Here is a 14,400-nt window from a genome sequence, read left to right as displayed (position 1 = left end):
CGTCAGGCTCCGCGCTTCGGGGCCGTCGGCGCGGCCGGCCGTGCGCCCTCGTCGCCGCCCAGGGTCTTGATCAGCTGGGCGACGCCGGCCACCGAGCCGGTCAGGCCGGCGAAGTCGGCCGGAACGATCACGGTCTTCTGCTGCGGGCTCTTGGCCAGTTCGGCGAAGGCCTCGACGTACTTCTGGGCGATGAAGTAGTTGATGGCGTTGACGTCGCCCTTGGAGATCGCCTCCGAGACGAAGGCCGTCGCCTTGGCCTCGGCCTCGGCTTCCCGCTCGCGGGCCTCGGCGTCGCGGAAGGCGGCCTCGCGTCGGCCCTCGGCCTGCAGGATGGCCGACTGCTTCTGGCCCTCGGCCCGGGCGATCTGGGCCTGCTTCTCGCCCTCGGCCTCGGTGATCACGGCGCGCCGCTCGCGCTCGGCCTTCATCTGCCGGGCCATGGCGTTGGTGATGTCGGCCGGCGGCGTCAGGTCCTTGATCTCGATCCGCGCCACCTTCACGCCCCAGGGGCCGGTGGCGTGGTCGATGGTCGACAGCAGGCGGGTGTTGATCGCGTCCCGCTGGCTCAGCACCTCGTCCAGCTCCATCGAGCCGACCACCGTGCGCAGATTGGTCTGGGCCAGCTGGGTGATGGCGTACATCAGGTTGTCGACCCGGTAGGCGGCCTGCGAGGCGTCCATCACCTGGATGAAGACGATGGCGTCGACCTTCACCGAGACGTTGTCCTTGGTGATGACCTCCTGCTGGGGCACGTCCAGCACCTGCTCCATCATGTTCACCCGTCGGCCGATGCTCTCGACGAACGGGGTCAGGATGCTGATGCCGGGCTTGAGGGTGCGGGTGTAGCGGCCGAACCGCTCGACGGTGAACTCGCGCCCCTGGGGCACGATCTTGATGACGTTGACGACCAGGAAAATCGCCAGCGCCACCAGCACCAGCGGAACAAGATAAGACAGCACTGGACAGGCCTCCCGCAACCGATGGAGGAGACCCTAGCGCGTGGCTCAGTTGTCCGCCACGGTTTCCGGCGACGCTTGGTCGGAGGGCGCCCGGGTCCGCATCGAGCGCGCCAACCGGGCGGCCAGGGCACGCCCCTTGACGGCCGTCTGCTGCTCGGCCCGGCGGCTGGCCTCGTCGCACTGCGGGAACTCGCCCTGACGAGCGGCGAAGCCGGTGTTGAACCGGTCGCGCAGCTGGGCGTCGAAGGCCTGGTCGGCCTTCTCCACGTCGGTCAGCCGCATCATCCGCGCCCGCCAGTACTGGTCGCCCGCCCCCTCGCAGACCTGCCGCAGGGCGTGGCTTTCGCCCAGGGTGAAGGCCAGGTCCAGCAGGGTCTGGCGCTCCACCGGGCCTCGGTCCTGGGCCAGGGCCGGGCCGGTCCCCAGGAGGGCGAGCAGGGCGAGCAAGGCGTTGAGCGGCAGGCGTTTCATGGCGTCGCACTATCTCCGCTGGCGGCGGCGCTGTCACCCCGGACTCCGATAAGCCTTGCGAAGGGCGCGGATCGGAGCGACCCTGTGGATAACGTGGGGAACAACACGCGCAGGGAGGTCGTCATGGCTGAAGTGCACTACGGGGTGGTTCGCGTTGGAGAGACCTGGGCCATCATCGGCGACCAGCTCCGGGTCGGGGCCTACGCCACCCGCCGACAGGCCGAGACCGCGGCCCGCCGCCTGGCCGAACAGGTCACCGGCGTGGGCCTGCCGGTCCGCATGCACCTGCAGGACGACACCGGCCAGCTGCACAAGCCGACCCTGCTGAGCTGAGCCTCGGGCCCCGCCCGGCGTCGGCGCGAAACTGAACGTCCCGTCGCGCGCTTTGCTCCTGAACAAGCTCGGCAGCTTTTCAGGAGGCGATCATGGCCGACACCGCTGAACTGGCCTCCGTGGGGACGGCCCTGCCGCCCGGCTGCGCGGGCAACAGGCTGCTGGCCGCCCTGCGTCCCGGCGACCTGGCGATGCTGGCCCCGCACCTGGCGCCCGTCACCCTGGCCGTCGGCCAGACCCTGTTCGAGGCCGGCGAGGACGTCGTCAACACCGTCCTGCCCTGCTATTCGACCATGGTCTCGCTGCTGGTCGTCACCCGCGACGGCGACGAGATCGAGGTGGCCTCGATCGGCCGCGAGGGGGCCGTCGGCGGCATCGTCAGCGCCGGCTTCAAGCCCGCCTACGGCCGGGCCGTGGTCCGCATCCCCGGCGCGGCGCTCAGCCTGCCCGCCAACCGGCTGGAAGAGGCCAAGCTGCGCTCGCCGGCCCTGGCCGACCTGTTCGCCCGCTACGCCGACGTGCTGCTGGCCCAGATGATGCAGTCCTCGGCCTGCAACGCCCTGCATAGCATCGACCAGCGCCTGTGCCGCTGGCTGCTGTCGACCCACGACCGGGCCAACGACGCCACGATCCGCCTGACCCAGGAGACCCTGGCCGACATGCTGGGCGTGCAGCGCACCACGGTCACCGCCGTCGCCAAGGCCCTGCAGGACGAAGGCCTGATCCGCACCGGCCGCGGCCGCATCGAGATCCTCGACCGGCCGCGCCTGGAGCGCCGGGCGTGCGAGTGCCACGCCCAGGTCGAGGCGCACTTCCAGCGGATGCTGCCGGAGGTGAAGACCTAGCGCGGCGGGACGCCCCCCCCCCCAAGAGCTGAAGGTCGATCCGGGATCTAGTCCCGCGGGACGAACTCCTCTTGGACCTCGGCTTCCGACGTCCAGAAGCAGGCGGCCATCGAGGTCAGGATCATCGCGATCAGGGCCAGCAGGCCCCTGGGCGGGGCCAGGCCCACGACGTCTTGCGGGGTCATCCGTCGTTTCCTCCGGCGACGCCCGGGTCTGAGGCCCAGGCTGTCGACGGGAAAAGCTTCCCACTGGCCGAAAGGTTCTTCAAGCCCCTAATTTATAAGGAGATTTTCTGGACTTCATCGTCCAGCTTTCATTGCGCCGGCCCCACGACAGCTAGCGGTCGCTGGGCTCCAGGCGCCGATAGACCCAGCCTTCGGCCAGAACGTCCTCCGGCTGGATGGGCTCCGAGGACACGATCTAGTGTTCCTCGATCCGGCAATCTGGAAAGTCCGCTATGATTTCCGTTGCAGCGATCGAGAGAGCTTCACTTCCAGCCTGATTGAGCGGCTTCGCCATCACGGCCGAAAGCGTGATCACCGCCCCGTTTCGCCGCATCTTCACAAGCCTTACGTCGGGATGGATCGCCCCTAGCAGCGCGACCTGGGCGGAGAGCCTGAGATTGGGTTCGACTGCGATCATTGGGACGGCCTGCTCGCGAAGTCGCATCCCTATCCGCCGAACCGCTCGAACGTCTCCCTGATCACCTTGCGCGTGACGTCCCACTCGACCATGGCCAGCGCCTGGTCCAGCGACACGAACCGAGCCTCGGCCGCGTCGTCCCCGGCCACGGGTTCGCCCGACACCCAGCGGGCGGCGTAGTCGATCATCACATAGTGCCGCGTCGTCCCGCCGGTCGTGCGCGAGGTGAACAGGCCGTCGACCACGTCGACCAGGCCCAGCAGCTCGGCCTGCACCCCCGTCTCCTCGGCCAGTTCGCGCAGGGCGGCGACGACCGTGGTCTCGCCGCGCTCCAGGCGGCCGCCCGGCAGGCTCCATTGGCCCAGACGCGGCGGGGTGCCCCGCTTGATCAGCAGCACCTGGTCGCCGCGCAGGCAGACGACGCCGACGGTGGGCACGGGGAATTCGGAGACGGCGGGGGCGACGGCGGCGGAAGCGGGAACCATGGGGGTCAGATACGCTCGGTTCAGGCCGCGTCAAGCATCGCTTGGGCCCGGAACTTCGTTGCCGCCCACCTACAGTTGTCATCCCGGCCGTAGCGAAGCGGAAGGCCGGGACCCAGGGGACCGGACCGAAGCAGTGCAGCCGCCCCTGGATCCCGGACAGCCTCTGCGAGGCTTCCCGGATGACAACCTATTTTGGGCCTGGAGACTTCAGAGCCTCACGGAAACCCCGCCTTCAAATCCAGGCTGGAGCTGACCCCGACCTGGGTCAGGCAATGGCCCAGCCAGGCGCCGGCGGCCTTGTAGCCGCGCTCGCGCAGGTCGGTCAGGAAGCTCCATTCGGTGTCGAACTTGCTGCCCAGCGACAGGTCGGCCAGGGCCTTGTCGGCGGTGATGGCGTGCATCAGCATCCGCCGGTAGCGGCCGCGGGCGTTGTCCTTCAGCAGGCCCTCGTCCAGCAGCTTCTGCACGAAGCCGATGGCCCGCAGCTCGCTGGCCAGGGCGGCGTTGAAGGTGATCTCGTTCAGCCGGTCCATGATCTCGCCCGGCGTCTTGGGCGTCTCGTCGCGGACGAACGGGTTGAGGCTGACCAGCAGGATGTCGTCGGGGGTGTCGTCGTAGAACAGCGGCCACAGCGGCGGATTGGCCAGGAACCCGCCGTCCCAGTAGGGCTCGCCGTCGATCTCCACCGCCTGGAACACCTGCGGCAGGCAGGCGCTGGCCATGATGTGGCGGGCGGTCAGCTCGGTCTCGCGGAAGACCTTGGACTTGCTGGTGCGCACCTGGGTGGCGGCGATGTACAGCTTGATCGGCGAGCGCTCGCGCAGGGCCTTGAAGTCGATCTCGCCCTCCAGGGCGTCGTGCAGCGGGTTCAGGTTGAACGGGTTGAATTCATAGGGGCTCATCGACAGGGCGAAGGTCTCGGCCAGGCGCCAGCCGGGGCTGTTCTTGATCCAGTCGGTCCCGCCGGCGAAGGCGCTGGTCCAGATGCTGGTGTCGCCGAACACGTTGCGGCCGCCGTTGCGGTTGACCTGCTTCCAGAACCGCTCCAGCCGGGCCTTGGCCCCGTCGCGGCCGCCGTCCAGCAGGCCCTGGGCCAGGCAGACGGCGTTCATCGCCCCGGCCGAGGCGGCGGTCACCGCCAGGATGTCGAGATCCTCCTCTTCCAGCAGGCGGTCCAGCACGCCCCACTCGAACGCCCCGTGCGAGCCGCCGCCCTGCAGGGCAAGGGCGATGGGCTTGGGGCCGGAAGGCTTCTTCTTGAACGGACCGATGGGCATGCGGACTCCGTGCTCGAGACAGTCGGTACGCTTCCTCGCCCTCTCCCATTGTCTTCCCGGAAAGCGAGCAGCGCTTGTCCGGGATCCAGGACCGCCGCACCGCCTTCGCCCAGTCCCCTGGGTCCCGGACAGCCTCTGCGAGGCTTCCGGGATGACAATCTATTTGGGCGCCTAACGCCTCTAAAGCGCTACTGCGCCGTCCAGCCGCCGTCGACGCTGAAGGCCGCGCCGTTGGCCGAGGCGCCGGCGTCGGAGACCAGGTACAGCAGGATGCCGTTCAGCTGGTCGAAGGTGACGAATTGCTTGGTCGGCTGGGCGGCCAGGATCACGTCCTTCATCACCGCCTCTTCCGAGATCCCCCGGGCCTTGGCCTGGTCGACGATCTGGGCCTCGACCAGCGGGGTCTTCACGAAGCCCGGGCAGATGGCGTTGCAGGTGATGCCGAAGGTGGCGGTCTCCAGGGCGACCGTCTTGGTCAGGCCGAGGATGCCGTGCTTGGCCGCGACATAGGCGCTCTTGAACGGCGAGGCCACCAGGCCGTGGGCCGAGGCGATGTTGACGATCCGCCCGCGCCCCTGCTCCTTCATGATCGGCACGGCCGCGCGGGTGGCGTGGAAGGCCGACGACAGGTTGATGGCGATGATCAGGTCCCACTGGTCGACCGGGAAGTCCTCGATCGGGGCCACGTGCTGGACGCCGGCGTTGTTGACCAGGATGTCCAGCTCGCCGAACTCGGCCTTGGCGGCGGCCACCATGTCGGCGATCTGGCCGGGCTTGGTCATGTCGGCGCCGTTGTACAGCACCTCGACCCCGTGCTTCTCGGCCAGTTCGGCGCGGGTCTTCTCGATGGCGGTCATCTCGCCCAGGCCGTTGAGGACGATGTTGACGCCCTGGGCGGCCAGGGCGTCGGCCATGGCGTGGCCGATGCCGCTGGTCGAACCGGTCACGATGGCGACCTGACCCTGCAAACCGAAATCAACGGCCATCGCGCGCTCCTGACAGTCCCGCCAAATTTGCTGCATCGCAGCATATAGCTCGCCCTTGCGACGAGCGAGCCCTATAAATTCATCGGTAAATGAATTCAGGGCTGGAGGCGAGCGAAAACCCAGTCGGCCGGCGTCGACAGGTCGGCGCGGTAGCGATAGCCGTCCAGGTCGAAGGCCCTTAGGTCGTCGGCGCGGTCGATGCGGTTGTCGATGGCGAACCGGGCCATGCGGCCACGGGCCTTCTTGGCGAAGAAACCCAGCACCCGCAGGGTGTTGCCCTTCTCTTCCTTGAAATGGCAGGTGACGGTCGGCGGCTTCAGGGCCTTGGCGTCGACGGCGCCGAAATATTCCTGGCTGGCCAGGTTTACCAGGGTGGGATCGGCGTGGTCCTGGGCGGCGGCGTTCAGGGTCTTGGCGATGGTCTCGCCCCAGAAGTCGTAGAGGTTGGCGCCCTTCTTGGTCTTCAGTCGCGTGCCCATCTCCAGGCGATAGGCCTGCAGGGCGTCCAGCGGCCGCAGCACGCCGTACAGGCCCGACAGGATCCGCAGGTGGTCCTGGGCCCAGTCCAGGGCCGGGCGGTCGAGTTCTCTGGCGTTGAGGCCGGCATAGACGTCGCCGTTGAAGGCGATCACCGCCTGCAGCCCCTCCTCGACCTGCGAGTCGAAGGCCTGGAACCGCGCGTGGTTCAGCTGGGCCAGCTTCTCGGAGATGTGCATCAGCCGGCGCAGGTCGGCCACCGTCAGCTTGCGCGTCGCCTTGGCCAGTTCGGCGATCTGGGGCTTCAGCTCGGGCGTGGTGAGCGGCAGGACCTGATCGGGCGCGGTGAAGTCCAGCGACTTGGCGGGGGAGATGACCATCAGCATGGCGGTGCAGATAGAGGCTCGCGGCGGCGAGGGCTAGTGCGGTGCTGGACAAGGAAGCCGTCCCCCGCGATGTTGCCCGCCCTTTCGCCGGACCCGCCGCCCATGCCCCAGTTCCTTGGCCTGATCGCCGCCCTGACCTGCCCGCTGGTGATGTTCGTCGCCCTGTTCCTGGTGATCCGCACGCCGGGCCTGAAGTGGCGCATCGCCTGGGCGGTGCTGTGCTTCGTCGGGGTTGGGGCGTTCTGGATGCGGGCGTCGACGGGCGAGTGGGGCTTCGCGCCTGCAGCGATCAGCATCCTGGGAACCGGCCAGCAGGCGGGCTTCTACAAGGCTTCGTTTCCCTTGGGCGCCCTGGTCTCGATGTTCATCTGCGTGAGCGTGCGGCGAGCCCGCCTGCAGGCGGCCCAGCGCCGCGAGGACGCCGCCCGGACAGAGACCTAGAACAGCACCCTGGGATTCATGATCCGCTTGGGGTCCAGGGCCGCACGCACCGCGCGCAGGGCCTCGACCTCGACGGGGCTCTTGTAGCGCAGGGCCTCGGCCGACTTCATCGCCCCCAGGCCGTGCTCGGCGCTGATCGAGCCGTCCATGCCGGCGACGATGTCGTGGACGATCCGCGCGCCCTCGTCGCGCAGGGCGTCGTGGGGATCGTCTGCCCCGCCGTCGGCCCGCAGCACGTCGTAATGCACATTGCCGTCGCCGACATGGCCGAAGGCCACGACGCGGACGCCGGGCGACAGTTTTTCGACCGCCGCCGTGGCCTGGTCGATGAAGTCCGCCACCTTCGAGACCGGCACTGAGACGTCGTGTTTCCAGGCCGCGCCCTCGGGCTTCTGGCCGCCGGACTGGTTCTCGCGCACCGCCCAGAAGGCGTGGGCCTGGGCTTCAGTCTGGGCGATGGCGGCGTCCTGGATCAGGCCGGTCTCCAGCGCCCCGGCCAGCAGCCGTTCCATGGCCGCCTCGGCCGCGCCGGGCTCGCCCGAGGCGGTCTCGACCAGCACGTACCAGGGATGGACGGCCTCCAGCGGCTCGCGCAGGCCGGGGATGTTCTTGATCGCGAAGGCCACCCCCAGGCGGCTCATCAGCTCGAAGGCCTCGACCGCCCCGCCGGTCTCGTCCTTGGCGCGGGCCAGCAGGGCGATGGCGTCGTGCGGGGTGGCGACCGCGGCGATAGCCACGCAGCGCGAGGCCAGCAGCGGATGGAGCTTCAGGCTGGCGGCGGTGATGACGCCCAGCGTGCCCTCGGCCCCGATCAGCAGGTGCTTGAGGTCGTAGCCGGTGTTGTCCTTGCGCAGGCGCTTGAGGCCGTTCCAGACCTCGCCGTTCGGCAGCACCGCCTCGATCCCCAGGATCTGGTCGCGCATCACGCCGTAGCGCAGCACCGCCGTGCCGCCGGCGTTGGTCGAGGCCAGGCCGCCGATCGTGCACGAACCCTCCGAGGCCAGGCTCAGCGGAAAGCGGCGGTTGACCGACAGGGCGACCTCGTGGGCCTTGGCCAGGGTGACGCCAGCCTCCAGCACCATCACGTCGTCGAAGGCGTCGACGTCCCGCACGGCCGTCAGTTTCTCGGTGGAGAGGAGGATCTCGCCGCGCGGGATCTGACCGGCCACCAGGCCGGTGTTGCCGCCCTGCGGGGTGATCGCCACGCCGTCGGCGGCGCAGATGCCGACCACCGCCGCGACCTGCGCCGTCGAGCGCGGCAGGGCCAGCAGCGGCGTCTCGCCAGTCCAGCGGCCGCGCCACTCCTGCAGCTTGGGCGCCAGGCGGTCGGGATCCTGGCTCCACCCGCCCTCGCCGAGCACGGCCTTCAGGCGGGACAGGGTGTCGGCGGGAACGGGCTTGGTCATGGCGGCGGAGGATACGCTTCTGACGGGCCGGAGAATAGGATATACTCGGTATATACCGGAGGCCTCATGGGCATCTTCATCAAGAACCCGGAGACCGAGCGCAAGGCGCGTGAACTGGCGCGGCGTCGCGGTTCGAGCCTGACCGCCGCCGTGGACCAGGCGCTGGACGAAGCCCTGAAGGCCGAGACCCTCGCCCCTCGCCGCAAACGCAGCCTGGAAGAAATCCGCGCGGCCACGGACCGGTTTCGCAAGGCCACGGGGTTGGATCAATTGCCCTCGACACCCATCACCAAGGCCGAGTGGGACGCGCTCTGGCCGACCGGCATCCCTGAAATCGACAATCTGTGATCGTCGTCGTCGATGCGTCGGCGCTGGTCGCCATGGCCTTGGCCGAGCCCGAGCGCTCGGCCTTCGAAGCCGTCGTGGCCGACGCCGAAGTCCTGCTGGCCACGCCCGTGAATCTGACGGAGGCGGGCCTCGTCCTCGTGCTGCGCGAACGACGCTTCACGGCGGCCGAATATCATCGATGGCTCGATGACCTGGACATCGCCTCATCCGATCTTGTCGGCGAACCCGAGGCGCTCGACGCCTACCTCCGCTGGGGCAAGGGCGTGCACCGTGCGGCGCTGAACATGGGCGACTGCTTCGCCTACGCCCTGGCCAAGCGACTGGACGCGCCGCTGCTCTACAAGGGCGAGGACTTTCCGCTGACGGATGTCAGGTCGGCGCTGAGCTAACCCAACACCCGCTCATCCCTGCGTTCGCCGGGACGAGCGGATACTAGGGACCTATCCCACGAACCCCGCCGCGCGACGCAGCCGGTCGTTGATCGCCTCGCCCAGGCCTTGGTCGGGGATCGGGGCGACGGCGATGCCTGCGGGCTTGGTGCGGTCGGCGGCGCGCAGGAAGGCGAACAGGTTGGCGGCGGCTTCGGCCAGGTCGCCCGAGGGGCTGAGGTTGAACACCGCCTCTCCGTCCGGCCACGAACCGAACGCCAGGAACGCCTCGCCCGCGCGCGGCGCGGCGGCCTCGATCCGCACCGGCGCGTCGGGGGCGTAGTGCAGGGCCAGGCGACCCGGCGAGCGCTTGGCGTCGTCGTCGGCCTCGGCCAGCGGGCCGACCACGGCCTCGAGCTGGGCGCGGGTCACCGCGCCGGGGCGCAGCAGGCGCACGGGGCCGTCGAGCACGGCGACGACAGTGCTTTCCAGGCCCACCTGACACGGTCCGCCGTCCAGGGCGGCGGCGGTCTTGTCGCCGGTCTCGGCGAAGGCGTCCTCGAAGGTGGTCGGGCTGGGCCGACCCGAGCGGTTGGCCGAGGGGGCGACCACCGGCCCGCCGAACGCCGCCAGCACGGCCCGCGACAGCGGATGGCCGGGCACGCGGACGGCCACGGTGTCGAGTCCTGCCCGGGCCAGGTCGCAGACGGCGGCGGCGTCGCGGACCGGCGCGACGATCGTCAGCGGACCCGGCCAGAAGGCGGCGGCCAGGGCCAGGGCGCGGTCATCGAAGGCGGCGATGCGGGCGGCGGTCGCCGCGTCGTGGACATGGGCGATCAGCGGGTTGAAGCGCGGACGGCCCTTGGCCTCGAAGATCGCCGCCACGGCCGCGGGATTCGCGGCGTCGGCGCCCAGGCCGTAGACGGTCTCGGTGGGCAGCAGCACCAGGCCGCCGCCGCGGAGGACCCGCGCCGCCTCAAGGACGGGCGAGCCTATTTCCGCTTGGCCGTGATGGCGAAGCTGACCTTCACCTTGCCGCCGATCTGATCCGTAGACGCCCATTCGCCCTGTCCAACCCCGAACGCCGTCCGGTCCAGGGTGGTTACACCGCGCGCCGTGGCCGTGTCGCCGTCGATCTTCAGGGCGAAGGGCAGGCTGACCGGCTTCTTGACGCCGCGCAGGTCCAGCGTCCCGTCGGCGACGAACCGGCCATCGCCGGTCTTGCGGAACTTGCTGGCGGTGAAGGTGGCCTTGGGGTGGTTGGCGGTGTCGAAGAAATCGCCGCTGGGCAGGCTGGAGTCGCGCTGGTCGTCGCCGGTGGCGGCCGAGCTCATGTCGATGCTGACGGTCAGCTTCGAGCGGTCCAGGGCGTCGGGCGAGAACAGGATGTCGGCGGTCCAGCGCTTGAACTGGCCCTCAATGGCCTCGCCGGCCCAGCTGGCGGTGAAGCCCAGGGTCGAGCTCTTGGCCACCGCCCAGGCGACCGGGTCCTTCAGGGCCGTGTCCGGTTCGAGCGGGGCGACAGGCGCGGCGTCGGCGGCCGGCGCCGTCGGGGCGGGACCGGCCGCCGGGGGCGCGGCGGGGGCCGCCGGGGCCTGGGCGTCGGCGACCTCGGCCGGAGCGGCGGGCGCGACCGGGCGCTTGACGGCCGGATTGTAGAGGTAGCCGGCGGCGACCACGGCGATCAGGCCGGCGGCGGCCAGCCAGGCGCGCGGCTCCCGCCAGCCGGGCCGGGCGCCGGGGGCCATGTGGCCCAGCACCTCGTCGCGGTCGAGGATCTGGTGCTTGGCCGCCGCGCCCAGGTGCAGGGCCAGCAGCAGGTAGGTGGTCTTGACCAGCAGGCCGTGGCTGATCTCGCCGGCCTTGTACCAGACGTGCTTGGGCCCGGCGGCCAGCTCGGGCAGGCCTGGCAGGTGCGGCCAGGGAACGGTCCCGTACAGCAGGGTCGGGATGTTCAGCTTGCTGGCCGAGACCATGATCCAGCCGGTCACCGGCAGGCCGATCATGATCACGTAGAAGGCCACGTGCACGATCTGCGAGGCGATCGTCTCCCACCGCGGCTGCCCCGCCGGATGCGGCGGCGGCTTGTGGAACAGCCGCCAGGCCAGGCGCGCCAGGCTGAGCAGCAGGATGGTGATGCCGATCGACTTGTGCAGCTGGAAGATGGCGTAGGTGGCCGGGCCCTTGGGCTCGTCGCCCATCCGCCAGCCCAGGATGATCTGGAAGAGGATGGCGGCGGCGATCAGCCAGTGCAGGAGGATCGCCACCGTCGTGTAGCGCGGGGGGCGACCCGCCGCCGAAGGGGTCTCGATAGGTGCTTCGGCGGTCATGGTCGTCCTCGTCTCAAGCTTAGGTCCGGCCCGTCCCGGAAGGTCGGGCCGATGTCGTTTTCAAGACCCGGTCGGGCCTTCGGACTACTTCTTCGGATTGAACTCGACTTCGATCGCCAGGTCGACGTCGTCGCTGACCATCGGCACCAGGTGGGTGAAGCCGAAGTCCGAGCGCTTGATCTTGCCGGTGGCCGAGAAGCCCATGATCTGCGAGCCGAACGGGGTCTTGGCGTAGCCGTTGTACTTGACGTCCAGGGTGACCGGCTTGGTCACGCCGCGGAAGGTCAGGTCGCCGGTCAGCTTGCCCGGCTCGACCTTGGTCGAGACGAAGGTGATCTTCGGATACTGGGTTCCGTTGAAGAACTTCGCGTCCGTGCCGATTTCCTTGTCGAAGTCCGGCAGGCCGGTGTCGACCTTGGTCGCGTCGATGGTGATCGACACCTTGCTGTCCAGCGGCTTGGCCGGGTCATAGGCGTAGGAGCCGTCGATCGCGCCCTGGGCGAAGCGGAAGGTGTAGTGCGAGGTGCCGAAGTGCGTGACCTTCAGGGTCAGGCTGGCGTGGCGCTTGTCCAGCGTCCAGGTTCCGGCGGGGGCGGCGGCCGGATCGGTCGCGACCTGGGCGGAGGCCACGGCCGGCAGGGCGGCGGACGCGGTCAGAAGAGCGCCGGCCAGGAGGGCGGAGGCGATACGGCGGTTCATGAGGGCAGTCTCCAAACTGTAATAGCAGTGGTTGCTGAACCCCCAACTTAGGAAGCTTGGCCCGAGGTGGAAGGGACCGCCCTTCACGAAGCCGTGATCCGATCGACTTTGCAGGGGGCCTCGCAGCATCTAAACGAAGTTTACTTGAGCTCGCCAGATCGGACCCGTCCCATGACCTATCGCGCGCCCGTCCGCGACCTCGCCTTCGCCCTGAAGCACGTGGCCGGGTTCGACCGCCTGGCCGCCGCCTTTCCGGAGGCGGACGCCGATACGGTGAGCGCGGTGCTCGAAGCCGCCGGCGCGTTCGCCAGTGAGGTGCTGGCCCCGCTGAACCGGACCGGCGACCTGGTCGGCGCCAAGCTGGAGAACGGCGTGGTCCGGTCCGCGCCCGGCTTCGCCGACGCCTACCGCCAGTTCGCGCAGGACGGCTGGACCAGCCTGGCGGCCGCGCCCGAACACGGCGGCCAGGGCCTGCCCAAGACCCTGGAGGTGGCGGTGCTGGAAATGGTCCAGGCCGCCAACATGGCCTTCGGCCTGTGCCCGATGCTGAGCCTGGGGGCCATCGAGGCCCTGGCCCACCATGGCTCGGACCGCCAGAAGGCGCTGTACCTGCCCCGCCTGGTGTCGGGCGAATGGACCGGCACCATGAACCTGACCGAGCCCCAGGCCGGCTCGGACCTGGGCGCCCTGACGACGATGGCCACGCCGGACGGGAACGGCGGCTACACCCTGTCGGGCCAGAAGATCTTCATCACCTGGGGCGACCATGACGCCGCCGACAACATCCTGCACCTGGTGCTGGCCCGCACGCCCGACGCCCCGCCCGGGGTGAAGGGCATTTCGCTGTTCCTGGCCCCCAAGGTCCTGGTCGACGAGGCCGGCGGCCTGGGCGCGGCCAACGCCCTGCGGGTCGGCGGGCTGGAGCACAAGCTGGGCATCCACGGCTCGCCCACCTGCGTGATGCTGTACGAGGGCGCCCGGGCCGAACTGGTCGGCCAGCTGGGCTCGGGCCTGGCCCACATGTTCACGATGATGAACGCCGCCCGTCTCCAAGTCGGGGCCCAGGGCGTAGCCATCGCCGAACGGGCCTACCAGCAGGCGCTGGACTTCTCGCTGGAGCGGACCCAGGGCCGCTCGGCCTGGACGGGCGCCCAGCCCTCGCGCCTCTATGACCATCCCGACATCCGCAAGACCCTGGTGCTGATGAAGGCCAAGATCGAGGCCGCCCGCGGGATCTGCCTGTCGACCGCCGTGGCCGCCGACCTGTCGACCCACGCCGCGACCGAGGACGAGCGCAAGACCGCCAAGCTGCGCGAGGAGCTGCTGACCCCGATCGCCAAGGCCTGGTCCACCGACATCGGCGTCGAGGTCGCCTCGCAAGGGGTGCAGGTGCACGGCGGCATGGGCTTCATCGAGGAGACCGGCGCGGCCCAGCACTATCGCGACGCCCGCATCGCCCCGATCTACGAGGGCGCCAACGGCATCCAGGCCATCGACCTGGTCGGCCGCAAGCTGGGCCTGTCGGAAGGCCAGGCGATCGCCGACCTGATGGACGACATGCGCGACACCCAGGAAGCCCTGGAGGCGGCCGGCGGCGAGCTGGGCGGCGCGGCCCTGCGCTTCAAGGCGGCCCTGGACGCGATCGGCGCGGCCACGGCCTGGCTGATCGAGCGCCGGGCTCGGGCCATGCCCGACGCCCTGTCCGGCGCCACGGCCTATCTGAAGCTGCTGGGCGACACCGTCGGCGGCTGGATGCTGGCCAAGGGCGCTCTGGCCGAGCCGCATGGCCTGCGCCTGGCCCTGGCGCGGGTCTATGGCGAGACCGTGCTGGCGACCGTGCCGGGGCAGGTGGCGGCGGTGACGATGGGCGGGGGGGATCTGGAATCCATCACCCCCGAAGCGCTTGGCGCACACTGACTTGTCCCCACCTGACCGCTTCGCGGTCTG

18 protein-coding genes are annotated in these 14,400 nt (G+C 69.8%); 6 read left to right on the top strand and 12 right to left on the bottom strand.

The genetic code is table 11. From position 1 onward, the window contains the following. Window positions 1–2: 2 nt before the first annotated feature. Window positions 3–956, bottom strand: a complete 954-nt coding sequence (locus BM066_RS01720; RefSeq protein ID WP_089924112.1) for an SPFH domain-containing protein — start codon at window positions 954–956, stop codon at window positions 3–5. Window positions 957–1,004: 48 nt separating this feature from the next. After that, complete coding sequence (locus BM066_RS01715) at window positions 1,005–1,430, bottom strand: TIGR02301 family protein (protein WP_089923885.1); 426 nt, start codon at window positions 1,428–1,430, stop codon at window positions 1,005–1,007. 123 nt (window positions 1,431–1,553) lie between these two features. Between BM066_RS01715 and BM066_RS01710 the strand changes: the two genes are divergently transcribed. Together BM066_RS01710 and BM066_RS01705 are read left to right on the top strand one after the other, a co-directional pair. Beyond that, window positions 1,554–1,763, top strand: a complete 210-nt coding sequence (locus BM066_RS01710) for a hypothetical protein (RefSeq protein ID WP_035076813.1) — start codon at window positions 1,554–1,556, stop codon at window positions 1,761–1,763. A 92-nt stretch (window positions 1,764–1,855) separates the two neighbouring features. Beyond that, window positions 1,856–2,608 (top strand): Crp/Fnr family transcriptional regulator, encoded by a 753-nt coding sequence (locus BM066_RS01705; RefSeq protein ID WP_089923882.1) that lies wholly within the window; start codon window positions 1,856–1,858, stop codon window positions 2,606–2,608. A gap of 47 nt (window positions 2,609–2,655) precedes the next feature. On the opposite strand, the gene BM066_RS26305 is transcribed toward BM066_RS01705, so the two are convergent. From BM066_RS26305 to yaaA, 6 genes are all read right to left on the bottom strand, one after another. After that, window positions 2,656–2,793 (bottom strand): hypothetical protein, encoded by a 138-nt coding sequence (locus BM066_RS26305; protein WP_177218355.1) that lies wholly within the window; start codon window positions 2,791–2,793, stop codon window positions 2,656–2,658. Between the two features lie 235 nt (window positions 2,794–3,028). Then, on the bottom strand, window positions 3,029–3,250 hold the full coding sequence (locus BM066_RS01700) for a MafI2 family immunity protein (protein WP_143093629.1): 222 nt from the start codon (window positions 3,248–3,250) through the stop codon (window positions 3,029–3,031). A 29-nt stretch (window positions 3,251–3,279) separates the two neighbouring features. After that, the gene (locus tag BM066_RS01695; protein ID WP_089923876.1) at window positions 3,280–3,735 is read right to left on the bottom strand and encodes an NUDIX hydrolase; all 456 of its coding nucleotides are present in this window, start codon (window positions 3,733–3,735) and stop codon (window positions 3,280–3,282) included. Window positions 3,736–3,950: 215 nt separating this feature from the next. Beyond that, window positions 3,951–5,012, bottom strand: a complete 1,062-nt coding sequence (locus BM066_RS01685; RefSeq protein WP_089923869.1) for a patatin-like phospholipase family protein — start codon at window positions 5,010–5,012, stop codon at window positions 3,951–3,953. Window positions 5,013–5,200: 188 nt separating this feature from the next. Further along, entirely contained in the window at window positions 5,201–5,998 is a 798-nt protein-coding gene (locus BM066_RS01680) for a 3-hydroxybutyrate dehydrogenase (protein WP_089923864.1), read from the bottom strand. 95 nt (window positions 5,999–6,093) lie between these two features. Next, window positions 6,094–6,861: a peroxide stress protein YaaA gene (gene yaaA / locus BM066_RS01675; RefSeq protein WP_089923861.1), complete on the bottom strand. Its 768-nt coding sequence runs from the start codon at window positions 6,859–6,861 to the stop codon at window positions 6,094–6,096. A 102-nt stretch (window positions 6,862–6,963) separates the two neighbouring features. Here yaaA and BM066_RS01670 point away from each other — a divergent pair, with 102 nt between their 5' ends. Next, window positions 6,964–7,302 (top strand): hypothetical protein, encoded by a 339-nt coding sequence (locus BM066_RS01670; protein WP_089924109.1) that lies wholly within the window; start codon window positions 6,964–6,966, stop codon window positions 7,300–7,302. Here BM066_RS01670 and BM066_RS01665 read toward each other — a convergent pair. After that, complete coding sequence (locus BM066_RS01665; RefSeq protein WP_089923857.1) at window positions 7,299–8,708, bottom strand: FAD-binding oxidoreductase; 1,410 nt, start codon at window positions 8,706–8,708, stop codon at window positions 7,299–7,301. The two genes, BM066_RS01670 and BM066_RS01665, sit on opposite strands and share 4 nt — an antisense overlap. A gap of 66 nt (window positions 8,709–8,774) precedes the next feature. Between BM066_RS01665 and BM066_RS01660 the strand changes: the two genes are divergently transcribed. Continuing rightward, entirely contained in the window at window positions 8,775–9,056 is a 282-nt protein-coding gene (locus tag BM066_RS01660) for a type II toxin-antitoxin system VapB family antitoxin (RefSeq protein WP_089923854.1), read from the top strand. Continuing rightward, window positions 9,053–9,445: a type II toxin-antitoxin system VapC family toxin gene (locus BM066_RS01655; protein WP_089923853.1), complete on the top strand. Its 393-nt coding sequence runs from the start codon at window positions 9,053–9,055 to the stop codon at window positions 9,443–9,445. Before BM066_RS01660 ends, BM066_RS01655 begins: the two co-directional genes overlap by 4 nt. A gap of 51 nt (window positions 9,446–9,496) precedes the next feature. On the opposite strand, the gene BM066_RS01650 is transcribed toward BM066_RS01655, so the two are convergent. The 3 genes from BM066_RS01650 to BM066_RS01640 all read right to left on the bottom strand — a co-directional run bounded on the left by BM066_RS01650 (window position 9,497) and on the right by BM066_RS01640 (window position 12,453). Next, the gene (locus BM066_RS01650; RefSeq protein ID WP_089923851.1) at window positions 9,497–10,486 is read right to left on the bottom strand and encodes an L-threonylcarbamoyladenylate synthase; all 990 of its coding nucleotides are present in this window, start codon (window positions 10,484–10,486) and stop codon (window positions 9,497–9,499) included. Then, window positions 10,417–11,754, bottom strand: a complete 1,338-nt coding sequence (locus BM066_RS01645) for a YceI family protein (RefSeq protein ID WP_089923848.1) — start codon at window positions 11,752–11,754, stop codon at window positions 10,417–10,419. The genes BM066_RS01650 and BM066_RS01645 overlap by 70 nt, the downstream gene beginning before the upstream one ends. A gap of 84 nt (window positions 11,755–11,838) precedes the next feature. After that, window positions 11,839–12,453, bottom strand: a complete 615-nt coding sequence (locus BM066_RS01640) for a YceI family protein (protein ID WP_089923845.1) — start codon at window positions 12,451–12,453, stop codon at window positions 11,839–11,841. A gap of 171 nt (window positions 12,454–12,624) precedes the next feature. Here BM066_RS01640 and BM066_RS01635 point away from each other — a divergent pair, with 171 nt between their 5' ends. Continuing rightward, window positions 12,625–14,370: an acyl-CoA dehydrogenase gene (locus BM066_RS01635; RefSeq protein ID WP_089923842.1), complete on the top strand. Its 1,746-nt coding sequence runs from the start codon at window positions 12,625–12,627 to the stop codon at window positions 14,368–14,370. Window positions 14,371–14,400: the final 30 nt, after the last annotated feature.

Source organism: Caulobacter sp. UNC279MFTsu5.1 (assembly GCF_900114015.1).
Lineage (GTDB): Bacteria > Pseudomonadota > Alphaproteobacteria > Caulobacterales > Caulobacteraceae > Caulobacter.
This window is presented reverse-complemented; position numbering and strand designations above follow the sequence as displayed.